At 74.0% G+C, this 18,399-nt stretch carries 17 protein-coding genes; 6 read left to right on the top strand and 11 right to left on the bottom strand.

What is annotated here, in order from left to right; all coding sequences use genetic code 11:
• Positions 1-239: 239 nt before the first annotated feature.
• On the bottom strand, positions 240-971 hold the full coding sequence (locus K9S39_RS32810; protein ID WP_248869069.1) for a VIT1/CCC1 transporter family protein: 732 nt from the start codon (positions 969-971) through the stop codon (positions 240-242).
• A gap of 339 nt (positions 972-1,310) precedes the next feature.
• Between K9S39_RS32810 and K9S39_RS32805 the strand changes: the two genes are divergently transcribed.
• The 6 genes from K9S39_RS32805 (at position 1,311) to K9S39_RS32780 (ending at position 8,951) form a co-directional block, all read left to right on the top strand.
• The gene (locus K9S39_RS32805; RefSeq protein WP_406708060.1) at positions 1,311-2,516 is read left to right on the top strand and encodes an ADP-ribosylglycohydrolase family protein; all 1,206 of its coding nucleotides are present in this window, start codon (positions 1,311-1,313) and stop codon (positions 2,514-2,516) included.
• Between the two features lie 127 nt (positions 2,517-2,643).
• On the top strand, positions 2,644-4,092 hold the full coding sequence (locus K9S39_RS32800; protein WP_248866954.1) for an ADP-ribosylglycohydrolase family protein: 1,449 nt from the start codon (positions 2,644-2,646) through the stop codon (positions 4,090-4,092).
• Positions 4,089-5,282 (top strand): ADP-ribosylglycohydrolase family protein, encoded by a 1,194-nt coding sequence (locus K9S39_RS32795; protein ID WP_248866953.1) that lies wholly within the window; start codon positions 4,089-4,091, stop codon positions 5,280-5,282. The genes K9S39_RS32800 and K9S39_RS32795 overlap by 4 nt, the downstream gene beginning before the upstream one ends.
• Positions 5,279-6,793: an ADP-ribosylglycohydrolase family protein gene (locus K9S39_RS32790; RefSeq protein ID WP_248866952.1), complete on the top strand. Its 1,515-nt coding sequence runs from the start codon at positions 5,279-5,281 to the stop codon at positions 6,791-6,793. Before K9S39_RS32795 ends, K9S39_RS32790 begins: the two co-directional genes overlap by 4 nt.
• Positions 6,790-8,091 (top strand): CaiB/BaiF CoA transferase family protein, encoded by a 1,302-nt coding sequence (locus tag K9S39_RS32785; protein WP_248866951.1) that lies wholly within the window; start codon positions 6,790-6,792, stop codon positions 8,089-8,091. The genes K9S39_RS32790 and K9S39_RS32785 overlap by 4 nt, the downstream gene beginning before the upstream one ends.
• 2 nt (positions 8,092-8,093) lie before the next feature.
• Positions 8,094-8,951 carry an HpcH/HpaI aldolase/citrate lyase family protein gene (locus K9S39_RS32780; protein WP_248866950.1) on the top strand — a complete coding sequence of 286 codons (858 nt, stop codon included), beginning with the start codon at positions 8,094-8,096 and terminating at the stop codon, positions 8,949-8,951.
• A gap of 90 nt (positions 8,952-9,041) precedes the next feature.
• Here the strand turns inward: K9S39_RS32780 and lgt are convergent, their stop codons facing one another.
• The 10 genes from lgt to K9S39_RS32735 form a co-directional block, all read right to left on the bottom strand.
• Complete coding sequence (gene lgt / locus K9S39_RS32775) at positions 9,042-10,160, bottom strand: prolipoprotein diacylglyceryl transferase (protein WP_248866949.1); 1,119 nt, start codon at positions 10,158-10,160, stop codon at positions 9,042-9,044.
• 137 nt (positions 10,161-10,297) lie between these two features.
• On the bottom strand, positions 10,298-11,254 hold the full coding sequence (locus tag K9S39_RS32770; RefSeq protein ID WP_248866948.1) for a DsbA family protein: 957 nt from the start codon (positions 11,252-11,254) through the stop codon (positions 10,298-10,300).
• Positions 11,255-11,383: 129 nt separating this feature from the next.
• Positions 11,384-12,199, bottom strand: coding sequence for a tryptophan synthase subunit alpha (trpA, locus tag K9S39_RS32765; RefSeq protein ID WP_248866947.1), 816 nt, complete (start codon positions 12,197-12,199; stop codon positions 11,384-11,386).
• The gene (trpB, locus tag K9S39_RS32760; protein ID WP_248866946.1) at positions 12,199-13,479 is read right to left on the bottom strand and encodes a tryptophan synthase subunit beta; all 1,281 of its coding nucleotides are present in this window, start codon (positions 13,477-13,479) and stop codon (positions 12,199-12,201) included. The genes trpA and trpB overlap by 1 nt, the downstream gene beginning before the upstream one ends.
• Positions 13,480-13,667: 188 nt before the next feature.
• Positions 13,668-13,961 (bottom strand): tryptophan biosynthesis modulator TrpM, encoded by a 294-nt coding sequence (trpM, locus tag K9S39_RS43145; protein ID WP_406708059.1) that lies wholly within the window; start codon positions 13,959-13,961, stop codon positions 13,668-13,670.
• Positions 13,962-13,984: 23 nt separating this feature from the next.
• Entirely contained in the window at positions 13,985-14,794 is an 810-nt protein-coding gene (trpC, locus tag K9S39_RS32755) for an indole-3-glycerol phosphate synthase TrpC (RefSeq protein WP_248866945.1), read from the bottom strand.
• Between the two features lie 216 nt (positions 14,795-15,010).
• Positions 15,011-15,466 carry a DUF2752 domain-containing protein gene (locus K9S39_RS32750; RefSeq protein ID WP_406708058.1) on the bottom strand — a complete coding sequence of 152 codons (456 nt, stop codon included), beginning with the start codon at positions 15,464-15,466 and terminating at the stop codon, positions 15,011-15,013.
• Positions 15,467-15,757: 291 nt separating this feature from the next.
• Positions 15,758-16,003 carry an HGxxPAAW family protein gene (locus K9S39_RS32745; protein ID WP_248866944.1) on the bottom strand — a complete coding sequence of 82 codons (246 nt, stop codon included), beginning with the start codon at positions 16,001-16,003 and terminating at the stop codon, positions 15,758-15,760.
• Positions 16,004-16,087: 84 nt separating this feature from the next.
• Positions 16,088-16,738 (bottom strand): TIGR02234 family membrane protein, encoded by a 651-nt coding sequence (locus K9S39_RS32740; protein ID WP_248866943.1) that lies wholly within the window; start codon positions 16,736-16,738, stop codon positions 16,088-16,090.
• A 114-nt stretch (positions 16,739-16,852) separates the two neighbouring features.
• Complete coding sequence (locus K9S39_RS32735; RefSeq protein WP_248866942.1) at positions 16,853-18,388, bottom strand: anthranilate synthase component I; 1,536 nt, start codon at positions 18,386-18,388, stop codon at positions 16,853-16,855.
• Between the last annotated feature and the right edge of the window lie 11 nt (positions 18,389-18,399).

Genomic DNA, 18,399 nt, shown 5'->3' with positions numbered 1-18,399 from the left:
GCCCTCCGCGAAATTTTCGTGCAGGTTACAGGATGGCCCGACTCCCAAAAAGTGGATAGAGCCTTCCATCATGCGGACACCGCTCGGGGCGGTGATTCAAGGACGCGGACGGACAATGCCATCCCACAAGCGGCGATCGCCAGGCGACGTTGCCCGCGACGCTTCGGCCTTATGCCCAGCCGTCAACAAACCGAAACCGTCGAGTAACACGTTAATTATGTGGTCACTCGCATGGCGCATCACCCTACGACGACTCCGAAGAGCGCTCCCAGGGCATACGTCACACCGGCGGCGGCACCGCCCAGGGCCAGTTGGCGCAGTCCGCTGAACCACCAGGAGCGGGCCGTCACACGGGCCACAACCGCCCCGCACGCAAAGAGTCCGAGCAGTGCGAGCAGCACCGCCGGCCAGATGGCCGTCGCGCCCAACAGGTAAGGAAGAACAGGCAGAAGCGCGCCCAGAGCGAATGAACCGAAGGAGGAAATGGCGGCGACAGTGGGGGATGGAAGGTCGGACGGGTCAATTCCCAATTCCTCGCGGGCGTGTATTTCCAGCGCCTGCTCGGGGTCCTCGGAGAGCTGTTCCGCGACCTGCCGGGCGAGCTTCGGGTCCACGCCACGGGACGTGTAGAGGGCCGCCAGCTCGTCCAGTTCGTCCTTGGGGTGCTTGCGCAGCTCGGCCCGTTCGACGGCCAGCTCGGCGAGGACCAGTTCACGTTGCGAGGCGACCGAGGTGTACTCCCCCGCGGCCATGGAGAAGGCGCCGGCGGCCAGCCCCGCGAGACCGGTGAGCACGATCGCCTGCGGCGGCAGCGAGCCGCCGGCCACACCCGTCATCAGGGCGAGATTCGAGACCAGGCCGTCCATCGCGCCGAAGACGGCGGGGCGCAGCCAGCCGCCGTTCACATCGCGGTGGGTGTGGTTGTCACGGTGGGCGACATGCGTCGGCGCCGTGGCGTCCATGATCTCCATGACCGACATTTCTGGACCTACTCCCTTCAGCGAGGTGTGGGCCGATGACGGCACTTCCCCCTGGAACACCTCGAAGCTATGCGCGAATTCACCCTCCGCGCTAGCAAGGAAGGCCGTACTTACCGCTCTGACCTGCGGCTTTACGGAGCACGATGATCTGTGATCTGAGACACACGCCGTCTCGGCGGGGTCCTGGGGCGACGTCGGACGCCTCCCGGAGGAGTCGACCGGGTGACCCTGCCGAATCCGGGAGGGAGAGCGGGGCCCGGCGTGGGACGGATACCGGCGCGGGGGGTGCGAACCACACGGCCGACACCGACGGACAGAAGGGCGCCCACCATGAGCGCACCGGAGCGCGCGGCGCGGCCCGCCGCCGACGGCGGTGGCGACGGTGCCCCCGGTACCGTCGCCGGCGCGCTCCGCGACCGGGCCCGGGGCGCGATGCTCGGGCTCGCGGTCGGTGACGCGCTCGGGGCACCCGCGGAGAATATGAAGCCCTCCCAGATCCGGCACCGCTGGGGCCGGATCGAGGGGTATGTCGAGGACGATCCGGCCGGCACCGACGACACCGAGTACGCGATCTTCTCCGGGCTGCTGCTCGCCAGGCACGGCTCGGCGCTGACCGTCGCCCATGTCGAGACCGCCTGGCACCAGTGGATCGCGGACCGCGACGAGGGGCCGTTCCGCGGCGCCGGGTTCAGCGAGCGCGGCACCCTGGAGAATCTGCGCCGCGGCCTCGCCGCCCCCATCTCGGCGCAGCACCGGCACGCCTGGAGCGACGGCCTGGCGATGCGCGCCGCGCCGTTCGGGGTGTTCGCCGCCGGACGGCCCGCCGAGGCCGCCCGGCTGGTCGCCATCGACGGCACGGTCAGCCACGACGGCGAGGGCATCTACGGCGGCCGGGCGGTCGCCGCCGGGGTCGCCACCGCGATGGTCGCCCTCCCCCAAGGACCTCCGACAGTCCCCCGGTCTCCACTCCTCCCCCGGTCACCACTCGGTTCGACCGGGGGGACCCCCATCGGTCCGGGGAGGACCCCCATCGTCGACGCGGTGAACACCGTGATCGCCGCCGCGCTCTCCGTCGTCCCGGAGGACTCCTGGACCGCCCGCTCGCTGCGGCGTGCGGTCGGCGCCGCCCAGCGCTCCCGGCACGATCCGGGCATCACCCAGCTCGGCACCGAACGCGCGGTACGCTCCGCCGTCGTCGTCGGCGGCTATCCCTGGACGGACCTGGCGCCCGAAGCCGTCGGCCTCGCCTTCGGGGCGTTCGCCGCGGCCCGTGGCGACTTCACCGGGTCGGTGCTGACCGCGGTCAACATGGGCCGGGACGCCGACACCACGGCGGCGGTCGCCGGGGCGCTGGCCGGGGCGCTGGCCGGCGCCGCCGCGATCCCGGAGCCCTGGGGCGCCGCCATCGGCCCGGCCCGCGGCAGCTGTCTGCCGTCTATGGCGGGCTACCACGTACTGGACATCGCGGAACTGCTGGCACCGGGGGAAGCGGGTGCGGCGGGCCCGCCGGGGCCGGTGGAGGCGGTCGGCGGATGAGCGAGCACGGCATGGGGGTCCCCCCGGCCGGAGTCCCCCGGCTACCGCGGGGAGGTGCCCCCAGGGGGAGAATCATGGAAAGGTGCGCGCCTCGCGAATGCGAGGCCGAGCGGAGCGAGGGTTCGGCATGAGCCGCGAACGTCCCTGCCCCGCGGCCGCGGCGGACCCGGCCGCAGCCGCCCGTGCCCGTGACCGTATCGAAGGGCTGCTGCTCGGGCTGGCCTCCGGTGACGCCGCCGGATGGCCCGCGGCGCGGCACCGGGCGGCACGGATGCCCGAGTGGACCCGGCGGCTGACCCGCGAGCTGGACACCTTCGCCGAGCAGAACGCCACCACGACGCTGCCCGTCCCGATCGCCCTCAACCAGCCGCCCGAGCCGCTGCGGCTGGGCCCCTCCGACGACGCCGAATGGGCCGCCTTCACCGCCGAATCGGTGCTCACCGCGGCCGGGGCACAGCTCGGCGACCGAGGCCCTGCCTCCCCGGCCCCCGCGGGTTGCGGCGCTCCCCCGGCTCACGCCGGGAGGTACCCCCAGACGCCGCAGGCGGATCCACAACGGTCGGAGAGGCAGGACCTCGGCCGGGGCCGCCGGATCCGCGCCGCCCTCGACCTCGCCTGGAACGCGCTGGCGAGCGAGGTCGCCGCGGCCGCCGACCGGGCGCCGGAAGTGGAGTCCGCGGTGCTGCCGCTGCGCGCCCGGATCTCCGTACGGGCCGGGCTGGGCAATCTCGCAACCGGGCTGCGGCCGCCCGCCACCGGCCACGACAACCCGCACTTCTTCGACGACGCGGCCTGCGTACGGGCCGCCGTCCTCGCCGTCGTGCACCCGGGCGACCCGTCGGCGGCGGCCTCGCTGGCCGAGTACGACGCGCGCTACACACAGGACGGCGACGGGGTGTACGGCGCCCGCGCGATGGCCGCGGCGGTGGCGGCCGCGTTCGGCGGCGCGACGGCCGGCGACTGTGTGGACACCGCGCTGGAGCAGCTCCCCGAGGGCACCGAGATCCGCCGCAACGCACTGCACGCGGTCCGGCTCGCCCGCACCGCCGCCGGCCGGGCCGGCCGTCCGGGCCATGCCTTCGCGCTGGTGCCGGTGCTGGAGCACGAGATCGTCGACCACGTCTACAGCTACGGCATCGCCGCGGCCGAGACCGTCCCCGTCGCGCTGGCCCTCGCCGTCGCGTCGGACGGACTGGTCGCCGAGGCGGTGCCGGCCGCCGCCTGCCTGTCCCGGGTCGCCGACTCCGCGCCCGCCCTGGCCGGGGCGCTGACCGGCGCGCTCGGCGGCACCCGCGCCCTGCCCCGGACCTGGCGCGACGCCTGCCGGGTGCTCTCCGGCTGCGCGCTGCCCCGGCTCGCCGGCACCGATCTCGTCGAACTGGCGGGCCGGCTCGCCGGTACGGAACCGACCGCCCCGGAGCCCCGCCCGCTCCCCGCCGCCGAGGGCGGCGCCCCGGCCACCGCTCCCCCACCGGCCGGCGCCTCTTCTCCCCCACCGGCCGGCACGCCTCCTCCATCCCCCAACGCATCTCCTCCCCCGCCCCCCAACCCATCGGAAGGACTCCTGCGCACATGACCTCGACGCTCCCCTCCCGCACCCCGGCCGCGCCGGACACCCCCTCACCGACCCTGGAGGACCGGGCCGCCGGGTGCCTGGCCGGCGCCGCCGTCGGCGACGCGCTCGGCGGGCCCGTCGAGGGCTGGACCCCGCAGCAGATCGTGGCGCGGCACGGCGGCCGGGTCACCGGCATCGTCGGCCCGTTCCACGACGACTGGCGCACCGCACGCCCGATCGCGCCGTACCACAAGGGCGACGGCCATGTCACCGACGACACCCTCATGACGCACGCGCTGGTCCGGGTCTACGAGAAGGTCCGCGACCACCTCGACGCCTACGACGTCGCCGACCATCTCGTACCCGACCTGATCGGCACCCCCCGCTGGATCCCCGAGCTGGAGACCGAGGCGCTGCCGCTGCAGCGGATCTTCCTGGCCGAGAAGTGGATCGTGGCGCGGCTGCACTACGGGCACGCCGACCCACGGGAGGCGGGCGTCGGCAACATCGTCAACTGCGGGGCGGCGATGTACATGGCGCCGGTCGGCATCGTCAACGCCGCCCATCCGGACCGGGCCTACCGGGAGGCGCTGGACATCGCGGGGGCCCATCAGTCCTCGTACGGCCGGGAGGCGGCGGGCGTCTTCGCGGCCGCGGTGGCCGCCGCGTGCGCACCGGACGCCACCCCCGCCTCCGTCGTCGACAGCGCGCTCCGGCTCGCCAAGGACGGCACCCGCGCCGCGATCGAGGCGGTCTGCGAAGCCGCCACGCCACACCGCGACTTCGAGTCCGCGCTGACGCCGCTGCGGGAGGCCGTGATCCCCTTCGACACGGTGGGCCCGGACTACCGCAACCCGTCGCTGGGCGCGCGCCGCCCGTCCCGGCTGCACGCCATCGAGGAACTCCCGGTCGCCCTGGGCATGTTGCTCGTCGGCGGCGGCGACTTCCGTACCACCGTCCTCGGGTCGGTCAACTACGGGCGGGACTGCGATTCGATCGCCACGATGAGCGGGGCGCTGGTCGGCGCGCTGCGCGGGGCGTCGGCCGTGCCGGACGAGTGGAGCACGGAGGTCGCCCGGGCCAGCCGCCTCGACCTGCACGCCCCCGCGGCGGCGCTGGCCAAGGTCACCCGGGAGATCTTCAGCCGCGACCGGGCCCGCCGCAGCGCGCATGAACGGGCCTTCGCGGCCATCGCGGGGAGCGTGCGGTGACCGCCACCGCAGTACACGCCGCCGCGTCGGCGCGGCCCCGCCCCCTGCGCCTGACCTGGGTGCAGCCCGAGGACCTCATCGGGCACGAGCTGCGGCAGGCGGCCGAGGACGGCCGGGACGCCGCCGGGATCGCGCACCGGTGGCGAGCGGCGGGCGGGGCCCCGGCACCCGGGCGGGCGGGCGCCTCCCCGGCGCCCGCGGACCCGTCGCTGCGCGCACTCGCCGGGCAGCTGCTCGACGAACTCGCCCTGCTGCCCTGCCCGTTGGAAGCCGACGAGCCCACCGACCTGGCGGCGATCGAGGCGGCACGCGAGGACGCCGCGAGCCCGGCGCTCCGTAGCACCCCCTGCCCCGGCGCGGCCGCGCTGACCGCCCGGCTGGAGGCCGGCTGGGTCGGGCGGGCGGCCGGCTGTCTGCTCGGCAAGCCCGTCGAGAAGCTGCCGCTCAGCGGCATCCGGGCGCTCGCCCGCTCGACCGGTAACTGGCCGCTGATCTCCTGGTTCACCGAACTCGGCCTGGACCGGGCGGTGGCCGCGCGGCACCCCTGGAACCGCCGCAGCCGGGCCACCTCGCTCGCCGAGAACATCGACGGGATGCCCGAGGACGACGACCTCAACTACCCCCTCCTCGGCCTGCTGCTCCTCGAACGCCACGGGCACGACTTCCGCACCGCCGACGTGGCGCGGCTGTGGCTGGACGAGCTGCCGGCCGGCCGGACGTTCACCGCGGAGCGCCTCGCGTACCGCAATCTCCTCGACGGCATCGAGCCGCCGCACACCGCCCGCCACCGCAACCCGTTCCGGGAGTGGATCGGCGCGCAGATCCGCGCGGACATCTTCGGCTGGACCCATCCCGGCGACCCGGTGGCCGCGGCCGCCGCGGCCTGGCGGGACGCCACTCTCAGCCACACCGCGAACGGGGTGTACGGGGCGATGTTCGCGGCGGCCGCCGTCGCCACGGCGGCGGGCGGCACGGCGGCGGGCGGCACGGCGGCGGGCGGCAGGGCGGCAGCCCGCAGCGCGGGGGTGCGCAGCGCGCTGCGAGCCGGGCTCGCGGTGATCCCCGGGCGGTCCCGGCTGGCGCGGGCCGTCCGCTTCGGCATCAGGGCGGCACGCGACGAGCCGACGGGCACGGCGGCGGGATTCGCGGCCGTCGTCGACCGACTGCACACCGCCTACGGGCACCACCACTGGGTGCACGCCGTGCCGAACGCCGCGCTGGTGGCCGCCGCGCTCACCCACGCCGACGGTGACTTCAGCGGCTCCATCTGCCGTGCGGTGTCCGGCGGTTGGGACACCGACTCCAACGGCGCGACGGCCGGTTCGATCGCCGGACTGCTCGCCGGCACCCCCGCCGCGCTCCCCGCCCGCTGGACGGAGCCGCTGCGCAACCGGCTCGCCACCACGGTCGGCGGACTGGACGGCATCGGCTTCGACACCCTCGCGGCCCGCACCGCCGCCCTGGTTCCCGCCGACCGCCGCCCCGACCCCCTGGAGGCATCCGCACCATGACCGGCCCACACCCCGCCGCCCCGTCCGCAGACCCGTCCGCCGCGGAGCCTCCCCCATGCCCCAAGGGCACGGGGGGACCCCCATCCGCACTCCCCCGTTCCGACACCCCCGCCGCCGGCCCGCTCACCAGGCTGCGGGTGCTCGACCTCGCCACCCTGTTCGCCGGTCCGCTCGCCGCCACCCTGCTCGGGGACTTCGGCGCCGAGGTGATCAAGGTGGAGCATCCGCGCCGGCCCGACCCGTCACGCGGCCACGGGCCCGCCAAGGACGGCATCGGCCTGTGGTGGAAGCTGCTGGGCCGCAACAAGAAGACGATCACCCTCGATCTGTCCACGCCCGGCGGCCGCGACGTGCTGCTCCGGCTCGCCGCCGAAGCGGATGTGGTCATCGAGAACTTCCGGCCCGGGACCCTGGAGAGATGGGGCCTGGGCTGGCCGGAGCTCTCCGCCGGCAACCCGCGGCTGGTGCTCACCCGGGTCACCGGCTTCGGGCAGTTCGGCCCGTACGCCCGCCGCCCCGGCTTCGGCACCCTCGCCGAGGCGATGAGCGGGTTCGCCGCGCTCACCGGCGAGCCGGACGGCCCGCCGACCCTGCCGCCGTTCGGCCTCGCCGACGCCATCGCCGCGCTCGCCACGTCGTACGCCGTACTGGCCGCCCTGCGCGGCCGGGACACCACCGGACGGGGCCAGGTCGTCGACATGGCGATCATCGAACCGATGCTGACCGTCCTCGGCCCGCACCCCCTCTGGTACGACCAGCTCGGCCATATCCAGCCGCGGACCGGCAACCGCTCCGCCAACAACGCGCCGCGCAACACCTATCGCACCGCCGACGGCTCCTGGGTCGCCGTCTCCGCCTCGGCCCAGTCCGTCGCCGAACGGGTGCTGCGGCTGGTCGGCCGGCCCGAGGTGATCGACGAGCCATGGTTCGCGACCGGCGCCGGGCGGGCCCGGCACGCCGATGAACTCGACGCGGCGGTCGGCGGCTGGATCGCCCGCCACGACCGGGCCGATGTGCTCGCCGCCTTCGAGAAGGCCGAGGCGGCCATCGCACCGGTCTACGACATCCGCGAGGTGATGGCGGACGAGCAGTACCGGGCGCTCGGCTCGCTCACCGATGTCCCGGACGACGAGCTCGGCACGGTACGGATGCAGAACGTCCTCTTCCGGCTCTCCGAGACGCCGGGCGCCATCCGCTGGGCCGGCCGCCCGCACGGTGCGGACACCGACGAGGTGCTGGCCGGCCTCGGCCTGACCGGCCCCGAGATCGCGGAACTGCGTGCGGCGGGTGCGCTGTGACCGTGCCCGCCGACCCTGATCCGACCCCGCTGACCTGGCTCTATGTGCCCGGCGACCGCCCGGACAGAGTCGCCCGGGCGCTCGGCTGCGGCGCCGATGCCGTCGTGATCGACCTGGAGGACGCGGTCGCCCCGGACCGCAAGGAGCACGCGCTGCGCGCCACCGCCGAGCTGCTGAGCGACCCGGCGCCCGGCCCCGTACCGGTACACGTCCGGGTCAACGCCCTGAACGGCCCGCTCGCCGGCACCGAGATCCGCACCCTCGCCCCGCTGCCGGGCCTCGCCGGGCTGCGGCTGCCCAAGGTGCACGGCCCGCAGGACATCCACCGGGCCGCGGACTGGGCCACCGCGGCACCCGGACTCCCGGCCCTCCCCTCCCTCCACGCCCTGATCGAATCCGCCCTCGGCGTCGAGCACGCCTTCGCCATCGCCACCGCCCACCCGGCGGTGCGCGGGATCGCGCTCGGCGAGGCCGATCTCCGGGCGGAGCTGGGGCTGCGGGACGAGGCGGGGCTGGCCTGGCCGCGCGGCCGGACCGTGAACGCCGCGCGCGCGGCCGGACTGGCCCCGCCGCCGCAGTCGGTCCACCCGGACGTACGCGATCTGGACGGGCTGGCCCGGTCCTGCGCCCACGGCCGGGATCTGGGGTTCCTGGGGCGGGCGGCGATCCATCCGCGCCAGCTGCCGGTCATCGAGGCGGCCTATCTGCCCGTCGCCGAGGAGATCGAGGCGGCGGAGGAGATCATGAAGGCCACCGCGACGGACGCCGGGGCGCAGGCCCTTCCGGACGGCCGGTTCGTGGACGCGGCGGTGGTCGCCGGGGCGCAGCGTGTCCTGGCCCTGGCGCACCGGCGCCGCTGAGAACGGGCTCCGCGGCCGGGAACGGCGAAGCGCCGGGCGGGCTCGACACGGCGAGTCCGCCCGGCGCTCGTCAGCCGGTGGCGTACGTCGTCAGGACTTCTTGGTGCTGCCGCTCCCGGCGGCCTCGGCGGCGTCGCCGTCCCCGGCACCCGGGGACTCCTCGGCCTCTGTCTTGGCCTCGGACTTGTTCTCAGCCTCGGTAGCCGCCTTCGCCTCGGCCTCCGCATCGGGCTTCGCGTCGGCCTCGCCCTCGCCGTCGGGCCCGGACTCCGCGTCCGCCGCCTTCTCGACCGAGACCTTCTCGCCGGAGGACGTGTCGGCAGTGGACGCACCGCTGCCCGCCGCGTCACCGCCGTCACCGGCCGCCGCCGCGCCCTCGGCCACCGCGACCTGCGCCGGCTCCACGACCGCTTCCCGGCCCGGCCGCTTCTTCGCGGAGATCACCAGGTAGGCGACGGCCAGCACGAAGACGATCATCGAGGTCCAGACGTTCAGCCGCAGGCCCAGGATGTGGTTCGCCGTGTCGATCCGCATGTACTCGATCCACGCGCGGCCCGCGCAGTACGCGGCGACGTAGAGCGCGAAGGCCCGGCCGTGGCCCATCGTGAAGCGCTTGTCGGCCCAGATCACCACCACCGCGACGCCGATGACCCACAGGGACTCGTAGAGGAACGTCGGGTGGTAGGTGCCGGCGACCCGTCCGATGGCCGGGTCGGAGCTGATCTCCAGCGCCCACGGCACATCGGTCGCACGGCCGTAGAGCTCCTGGTTGAACCAGTTGCCCCAGCGGCCGATCGCCTGCCCCAGGGCCAGGCCGGGCGCCAGCGCGTCCGCGTACGCGGGGAGCGGGATACCGCGCCGGCGGCAGCCGATCCAGGCGCCCACCGCGCCGAGCGCGACCGCGCCCCAGATGCCGAGGCCGCCCTCCCAGACCTTGAGGGCGTCGAGCGGGTGGCCGTCCTTGCCGAAGTACGGCTGGTACGTCGTGACGACGTGGTAGAGGCGTCCGCCGACGAGCCCGAAGGGCACGGCCCATACGGCGATGTCCGCGACGGTTCCGGAGCGGCCGCCGCGCTGGATCCAGCGCTTGTTGCCGAGCCAGACGGCGACGAAGACGCCGATGATGATGCAGAATGCGTAGCCGCGCAGCGGGATCGGGCCGAGATGGACGACACCGGTCGACGGGCTGGGAATGAATGCGAGGTCCATGGCAGGACCGACGCTACCGTGCCGGGCGCGGTCGGCGACAACCCGCCCGGCAACGGCTCAGTAACGACCCCGCTCCCGTATGCCATGAGACCGCGCATCCGGGTCATCGGGCGGCTCGTCCGTCGACGAGGAGGGCACTACGAGGAGGGCGCGGCCGACCCGGCCGGATTCCCCGGCGGCACCGCGGCGGAGTCCCCCGGACTGCCCGGGCGCTCCGGATTCACCGGCTCCGCCGAAGCGGCGTTCCCCGACTTCTCCGGCTTCTCCGGACTCCCCGGCTTGCCCGGAGCGGGGCTCGCCGGCTTCCCCGGCTGCTTCCCCTTGTTGGCGTCCCGCACCATCTTCTTGAACTCCGACGGGGTGATCTGCCCGCCCTTCACCGTCGACAGGTCCTTGCCGTTGAGCAGCACGGTCGGCGTGCCACTGAATCCGGACTTGCTGAAGGCGGTGTTGGACTTCGCCACGAAGCCGTCGTACGTGCCGTCGTTGACGCACTTGGTGAACGTGTCGGTCACCAATCCCTTGACCTTGCCCGCGAGTTGGAGGAGGTACTGCTTGTCGCCGAACTTGTCCTGCTGCTCGGGCGGCTGGTGCGCGAAGAGTACGTCGTGGTATTCGCGGAACTTGCGGGCGTCCTGGGCGCAGAGCGCGGCGTTGGCGGCGTTACGGGAGCCCTGGCCGCCCATGTTGCCGTCGATGATCGTCACAAGGTGGTACTCGGTCTTGAGCTGGCCGGAATCCACCAGCTCCTTGATCGCCGACCGGAAGCCGGTCTCGAACTGCTGGCAGGCGGGGCAGCGGAAGTCCTCCCACACCGTGAGGGTGGACGGGGCGTCGCCCGCGCCCACCGGGACGGCGGGTTTGTCGCCGCCGCTGGCCTCCTTCGGTACCACCACCTTCGCGCTGCTGTCGGTGTCGCCGCCCCCGCCGGACGCCACCAGGACGGCGATGCCGCCGGAGGCCGCCAGCGCCGCGACCACCGCCCCGGCGACGATCGCCTGACGGCGGCGCCGGGCTCGCGCCTTCTCCTTCTCACGCTGTGCCTGCAGCCGCGCGCGGGCGCTGCTCTTTCCGTCATGGTTCTTCTGGCTCATGCCCCTGGACAACGAAGCGGAGGGGTGCCCTCACACCCCTCCGCACCGATGTTCGCCCTTTCGAGGGACGGTGTCCGTATCGCCCTCTCGGGGACGGTGCCCGTGGCGCGGGCCGCCGCCGGATCCCGCCTACGCGCGCCTGCGTACGCCCTCGGCCAGCCGGCCCGCCAGGGCGCGGACCCCGGCGATCCCGGCCTCCGCGTCGTCCTCCGCCAGCAGCCGTTTGACGAACGCCGAGCCGACGATCACGCCGTCCGCGAACCGGGCCACCTCGGCGGCCTGTTCGGCGTTGGAGACACCGAGCCCCACGCACACCGGCAAGTCGGTGATGGCGCGGGTACGGGTCACCAGGTCCTGCGCCTCCCGGCCGACCGACTCACGGGTGCCGGTGACCCCCATCAGCGACGCGGCGTAGACAAAGCCGCTGCCGGCCGCGGTGATCTTGGCGAGCCGCTCGTCCCGGCTGCTCGGCGCGACCACGAAGACGGTGGCCAGTCCGTGCTGTTCGGCGGCCTTGCGCCACACCTCCGACTCCTCGACCGGCAGGTCGGGCAGGATGCAGCCGGCGCCGCCCGCCTCGGCCAGATCGGCCGCGAACCGCTCGACGCCGTAGCGGTCGACGGGGTTCCAGTACGTCATGCACAGCACCGGCGCCCCGGTGGCGGTGTGCACCTCGCGGACCGTACGGATCACATCGACGATCTTCACCCCGCCGCGCAACGCGATGTCGTCGGCGGTCTGGATCACCGGGCCGTCCAGGACCGGGTCGCTGTGCGGCAGCCCCACCTCGACGATGTCGCAGCCGCCGTCCAGCATCGACACCATCGCCTCGACGCCGCCGTCCACGGTCGGGAAACCGGCCGGGAGGTAGCCGACGAGCGCGGCACGGTTCTCCGCACGGGCCTGGGCCAGCACGGAATTCAGCAGTTCCAGATTGCCCGCCATCACTTCTCCCCCTCGCCCGTGGGCTGGACCGCGCCGTTGACATCCGCGCCGTCCCTGTCGTCGTACAGCCCGAAGTAGCGGGCGGCGGTGTCCATGTCCTTGTCGCCGCGGCCGGAGAGGTTCACCAGCAGCAGGCCCTCCGGGCCCAGCTCGCGGCCCAGCTCCAGCGCGCCGGCCAGCGCGTGCGCGCTCTCGATCGCCGGGATGACGCCCTCGGTCCGCGACAGCAGCCGCAGCGCCTGCATCGCGGCGTCATCGGTGACCGCGCGGTACTCGGCGCGGCCGGTGTCCTTGAGGTAGGCGTGTTCCGGGCCGATGCCGGGGTAGTCCAGGCCGGCCGAGATCGAGTACGGCTCGGTGATCTGGCCGTCCTCGTCCTGGAGGACGTAGCTGCGCGAGCCGTGCAGGATGCCGGGGCTGCCCTCGGTGAGGGTGGCGGCGTGCTCGCCGGTCTCGACGCCGTGCCCGCCCGGCTCGCAGCCGATCAGGCGGACGGAGTCGTCCCCGAGGAAGGCGTGGAACAGGCCGATGGCGTTGGAGCCGCCGCCGACGCAGGCGAGGGCGGCGTCCGGCAGACGCCCCGCGCGCTCCAGGATCTGCCGCCGGGCCTCGACGCCGATCACCCGGTGGAAGTCACGGACCAGCGCCGGGAAGGGGTGCGGCCCGGCGACGGTGCCGAAGAGGTAGTGGGTGCGGTCGACGTTGGCGACCCAGTCCCGGAACGCCTCGTTGATGGCGTCCTTGAGGGTCCGGCTGCCGGACTTCACGGCGATGACCTCGGCGCCGAGCATCCGCATCCGGGCGACGTTGAGCGCCTGGCGCCGGGTGTCGATCTCGCCCATGTAGATGGTGCATTCGAGGCCGAACAGGGCGCAGGCGGTGGCGGTGGCGACGCCGTGCTGGCCGGCGCCGGTCTCCGCGATGACCCGGGTCTTGCCCATCCGCTTGGTGAGCAGCGCCTGACCCAGCACGTTGTTGATCTTGTGGGAACCGGTGTGGTTGAGGTCCTCGCGCTTGAGGAACACCCGGGCACCGCCCGCCTGTTCGGCGAACCGGGGCACCTCGGTGAGCGCGCTGGGGCGCCCGGTGTAGTTGACCAGCAGTTCGTCGAGCTCGGCCGCGAACGCGGGGTCCGCCTTGGCCTTCTCGTACTCGGCGGCTACCTCGTCGACCGCGGCGACCAGCGCCTCGGGGATGAACTTGCCGCCGAAGGCGCCGAAATAGCCCGTGGGGCTCGGCACGCGTCCCTCGGGGTCGGGAACGAAGAATTCGGAGGACATCTGACGCACTCCTAGGCCGGGACGGAAGTCGCCCCGGAAGTCCGGTTATGTCGGGATGGAGGATCACGGTATGCGTCGCGCGCCGCGCGGAGTCGCTGCCACGGCCCGGGGACGGCGCCGCCGGCGTGGAGACGGGCGGTGGCCGGTCCGGCGTGGGGACGGAACGTCAGTGGTGCGTCGGCGAGGCGTCAGCGCGCGTGCTCCGGTCGCCATCGCATGCCGTTGATCTGTCCCGGCTCGGAGCCGATGTGGTACCTGACCCGGCGTCCGTGCACCCGACGCGCGGGGGCCCGGCAGCCACGATGCCATGGGGGCAGCGCGCAGCGCCTCGGCTCGGGGCGGTGGTGGGAGACGGGCGGGAAACCGCGGACCAGTGCCGGACACGGGACGCGGACGGCCCCCGACGCGGCGCGCGCACCGGCCGGGCCCGGGTGTGGTCCCCGGGCGGCCGGGCGGCGGAGCCTGGCGTCGGTGGCGGTCATGTCGGTGGGTTCCGTTCCGGCGCTCAGGACCGGCCGTGGCGGATCGCCGGGTGGGACCCCGCGGCGACCAGGTCGGCGACCGCGGTCTTGGGGTCCTTGCCGGTGACCAGGGATTCGCCGACGAGGACGGTGTCCGCGCCGTCGTTGGCGTAGGCGATCAGATCGTGCGGACCGCGCACCCCGGACTCGGCGATCTTGACGATATGGTCCGGGATCTCGGGGGCGACCCGGGCGAAGTTGCCCCGGTCGACCTCCAGGGTCTTCAGATTGCGGGCGTTGACGCCGATGATCCGCGCGCCGGCGTCCACGGCCCGCGCGACCTCCTCCTCGTCATGCACCTCGACCAGCGGCGTCAGCCCGATCGACTCGGCCCGCTCGATCAGCGAGACCAGCGCCTCCTGCTCCAGCGCGGCGACGATCAGCAGCACCAGATCGGCGCCGTAGGCACGGGCCTCCCACAGCTGGTAGGCGGTGACGATGAAGTCCTTGCGCAGGACGGGGATGTCGACCCGGGCGCGCACCGCCTCCAGGTCGGCCAGCGAGCCGCCGAACCGGCGCTGCTCGGTGAGCACGGAGATGCACGCCGCGCCGCCCGCCTCGTAGTCGGCGGCGAGCCCGGCGGGGTCGGCGATCGCGGCCAGCGCGCCCTTGGACGGGCTGGAGCGCTTCACCTCGCAGATCACCGTGACGTTCTCGCCCTTGAGGGCCGCCACGCCGTCCCTGGCCGGGCGTGCCTTCTGGGCACGCTCCTTGAGCTCGTCGAGGCTGACGCGTGCCTGCCGCTCGGCGAGGTCGGCGCGGACTCCGTCGATGATCTCGTCGAGCACACTCACGCGAGCGGCCTCCTTCTAGAACGGTGGAGGTGGACAGTGGCCCATGGGGCGAAAGGCCGTCCCAGCAGGCACTCCGATGGTATCCGTCATGGGGCACAGGTCTCGCATCCGGTTGACCGCGGTCCCACCACCTGGACTTCTCCACAGTTGGTGGGGGTTTGTACGGTGGCGGGCGGAGAGGTGGGGGACGCCCGATGAGTCGCCGTCCTCTGCCGGTCATGGGCTCAGGACGGTGCCGAAGGGGAGGTTGCGGACGACCGTGAAGGCCAGCAGCAGGCCGGCCACCGTCCACCAGTGGACGGTGCGTGGCTGCGGGCCCGCCGTACGGAGTCCGCGCGCTGCCCGGCCCAGCCAGACGAGCCAGAACAACGCGAAGGCGGCGTAGCCGGCCACCGCCAGGGCATTGGCGCCCAGTGCCGCACCGAGGTCGCCGTGCGCGATGGCGTGTGCGCTGCGCAGGCCGCCGCAGGCCGGGCAGTAGATGCCGGTGAGGTGCAGCAGCGGGCAGACGGGGTAATGACCGGGCTCGTTGGGGTCGACGGCGCCCACGTAGGCGAAGGCGGCGGTGACGGCGGCGAGCGTGCCAAGGGGCGCCGCCAGCCGACGAAGGGGGGCCACCTGCGGGGCATCGGGCCGGGCTGTCGGCCGGGACTGGGCCGCGGGGTCGGTCACGTTGCCGATTGTGCTGCGGTACGCGCTGGGGCACCTCTGGTGGGGGCCGTACGGGCCAGCCACGCGCAACGGCGCCTGGGCTGGTCCGCCGTATCGGCCAGGGACGCGCGTCAGGCGCCTGGGCTGGCCGCCCTACAGGCTACGTACACACAATCGGCGCCGCTTCCCGGCCGCCGTGCGGGGTGGTCACGGATGGCGGACAGGCACGCACCACGGGTGCGTACGGCCGGGAAGCGGCGCCTTCGTCAGGGGTGCCGGGTGGTGCGGGGCGTGGCGCCGCCGGGGCGGGGGTCAGCCCTCCTGCAGTTGGGCCTTCGCCTGGGGGCGGGGCTGCACGGAGCGCTTCGGGGACTGGCCCATGCCGGCCGCGCGCATCAGGCCACCGACCACGGCACCGAGTCCGATCAGGACGACGCCGGCCCAGAAACCGGGCACATTCGCCATCACGGTGAAGACACCGGCGACACAGAAACCGATGAACGAGATGATGACGCCGGTCCAGGCGGCGGGGGTGTGTCCGTGGCCACTGCTCGACATGAGTGCTCCTCGTTGCTCTCTCGCGCCGGGGTCCGCGCGCTTGATCCTCGTCGACCATTGTCACCGATGCCGGGGGCGGCCCGATTACCGGGTCGGGTCCTCACCGCGGTCCAGGGACTTCCAGATCTCCTCCGGGCGGTCCAGGTCCGGCGGGGCCGCGGCACGCCGCGGGCCACGGGCGCCGCCCGGCGTGCGCTCGTATTTGCCCGACATAGCAGGCCAGTGACGGCCATGGAGCAGTGCGAGCAGTCCGGCGATCAGCAGCAGCACGCCACCGGCCACGGCCACCCAGGGCCAGACGGTGTGCGTGACGTGATGCACATCGGTGCCGGACAGACCGACCGCGGCCTGTGCCTTCTCGCGCAGCGCCGAGGTGTCGGCGTTGCCGAGCACCGCGGCGACGATGATGCCCAGGCCGCTGAGCGCGAGCAGCGCGGCGACCGCGATCCGGCCGGCCCGGCGTACCGCGAAGACGGCGACCAGCGCGGCCAGGCCGACGACGGCGAGCGCGCCGGGCACACCCGTCACATCGCCGCCGGTCACGCTGCGCGGCAGCGCGCCCTGGGCGAGGACCGCGGTGCCCTCGGCCCAGGTGCGGCCGGCGGCGAGCAGCGCGAGGCCGGCGCCGGCCGCACCGGCCAGCAGCGCGAAGGCGAGGCTGCGCCTGGCGCCGCGGGGTGCGGCGGCCTGGTCGGGGCGCTCGGCGTCGGTACGGGGCTGGGGTGCGGCACTCACGCGTACCACTATCGCGTACCGGTCGACGGGCCACGGCGCGCGGGGTACCCCGCGACGGGGTGGACCGGGGCAGGAGCCGTTGGTGGTCCCGCCCGGTGGACCACCGGCGGTGGGCTACTTCCCCAGGTGGTTGGCCGTGTGCACGGCGCGCAGCACGGCGGCCGCCTTGTTGCGGCACTCGGTGTCCTCGGCGACCGGGTCGGAGTCGGCGACGATGCCGGCGCCCGCCTGGACGTAGGCGGTACCGTCCCGCAGCAGGGCGGTGCGGATGGCGATGGCGGTGTCGGAGTCGCCGGCGAAGTCGAGATAGCCGACGCAGCCGCCGTACAGGCCGCGCCGGGTCGGCTCCAGCTCCTCGATGATCTGCAGGGCGCGCGGTTTGGGCGCGCCGGAGAGGGTGCCCGCGGGGAAGCAGGCGGTCAGCACGTCGAAGGCGGTACGGCCCTCGGCGACCTGCCCGGTGACCGTCGACACGATGTGCATGACATGGCTGTAGCGCTCCACCGACATGAAGTCGACGACCTCGACGCTGCCCGGCTCGCAGACCCGGCCCAGGTCGTTGCGGCCCAGGTCGACCAGCATCAGATGCTCGGCGCGCTCCTTGGGATCGGCCATCAGCTCGTCCGCCAGCGCCTGGTCCTCCTGGACGGTGGCGCCGCGCGGGCGGGTGCCGGCGATGGGGTGCACCATCGCCCGGCCGTTCTCGACCTTGACCAGCGCCTCGGGGCTGGAGCCGACGACGTCGAAGGTGGTGTCCTCGCCGCCGTCGAACCGGAAGAGGTACATGTACGGGCTGGGGTTGGTGGCCCGCAGCACCCGGTAGACGTCCAACGCGCTTGCCGTGCACGGGGTTTCGAAGCGCTGGGAGGGCACCACCTGGAACGCCTCCCCGGCCCGGATGCGCTCCTTGACGTCCTCGACGACCGCCTGGAAGTCCTCGCCGCCCCACTTCGCGGTGTACGGGGGCACGGCGGACGGCGGCAGGGCCGCGGCGCTGGCCGCCGAGGGCCGGGCCAGGTCGTCGGCCATGGTGTCCAGCCGGGCCACCGCGTCCGCGTACGCCTCGTCGATGCCGGTGTCGAGGTCGTTGTGGTTGATCGCGTTGGCGATCAGCAGGACGGTGCCGCTCCAGTGGTCGAGGACCGCCAGGTCGGAGGTGAGCAGCATGGTCAGCTCGGGCAGCCGGAGGTCGTCGGTGGTCAGCTCGCCGATCTTCTCCAGCCGGCGCACGATGTCATAGCCGAGGTAGCCGACCAGGCCGCCGGTGAACGGCGGCAGCCCGGCGTCCTCGATGAGGTCCCGGGGCGTGTGCAGCGCCTCGACGGTGGCGCGCAGGGCGGCGAGCGGGTCGCCGCTGGTGGGCACGCCGACGGGCGGGGTGCCGAGCCAGTGCGCCTGGCCGTCGCGGGTGGTCAGCGTCGCGGCGCAGCGGACGCCGATGAAGGAGTAGCGCGACCACGTACGGCCGTTCTCGGCGGATTCCAGGAGGAAGGTGCCGGGGCGTTCGGCCGCGAGTTTTCGGTACAGCCCGACCGGGGTGTCGCCGTCCGCGAGGAGGCGGCGGGTGACGGGGATGACCCGCCGGTCCTTGGCGAGCGTACGGAAGGTGTCGAGGTCCGGAGTGGCGGTGCCGGTGGTTCCCGTGGTCATGGCAGCGGAGC

Origin of the sequence: Streptomyces halobius (assembly GCF_023277745.1) — a bacterium.
Classification (GTDB): domain Bacteria; phylum Actinomycetota; class Actinomycetes; order Streptomycetales; family Streptomycetaceae; genus Streptomyces; species Streptomyces halobius.
The sequence above is the reverse complement of the archived record's forward strand: the minus strand, read 5'-3'. Positions and strand labels throughout refer to the sequence as shown.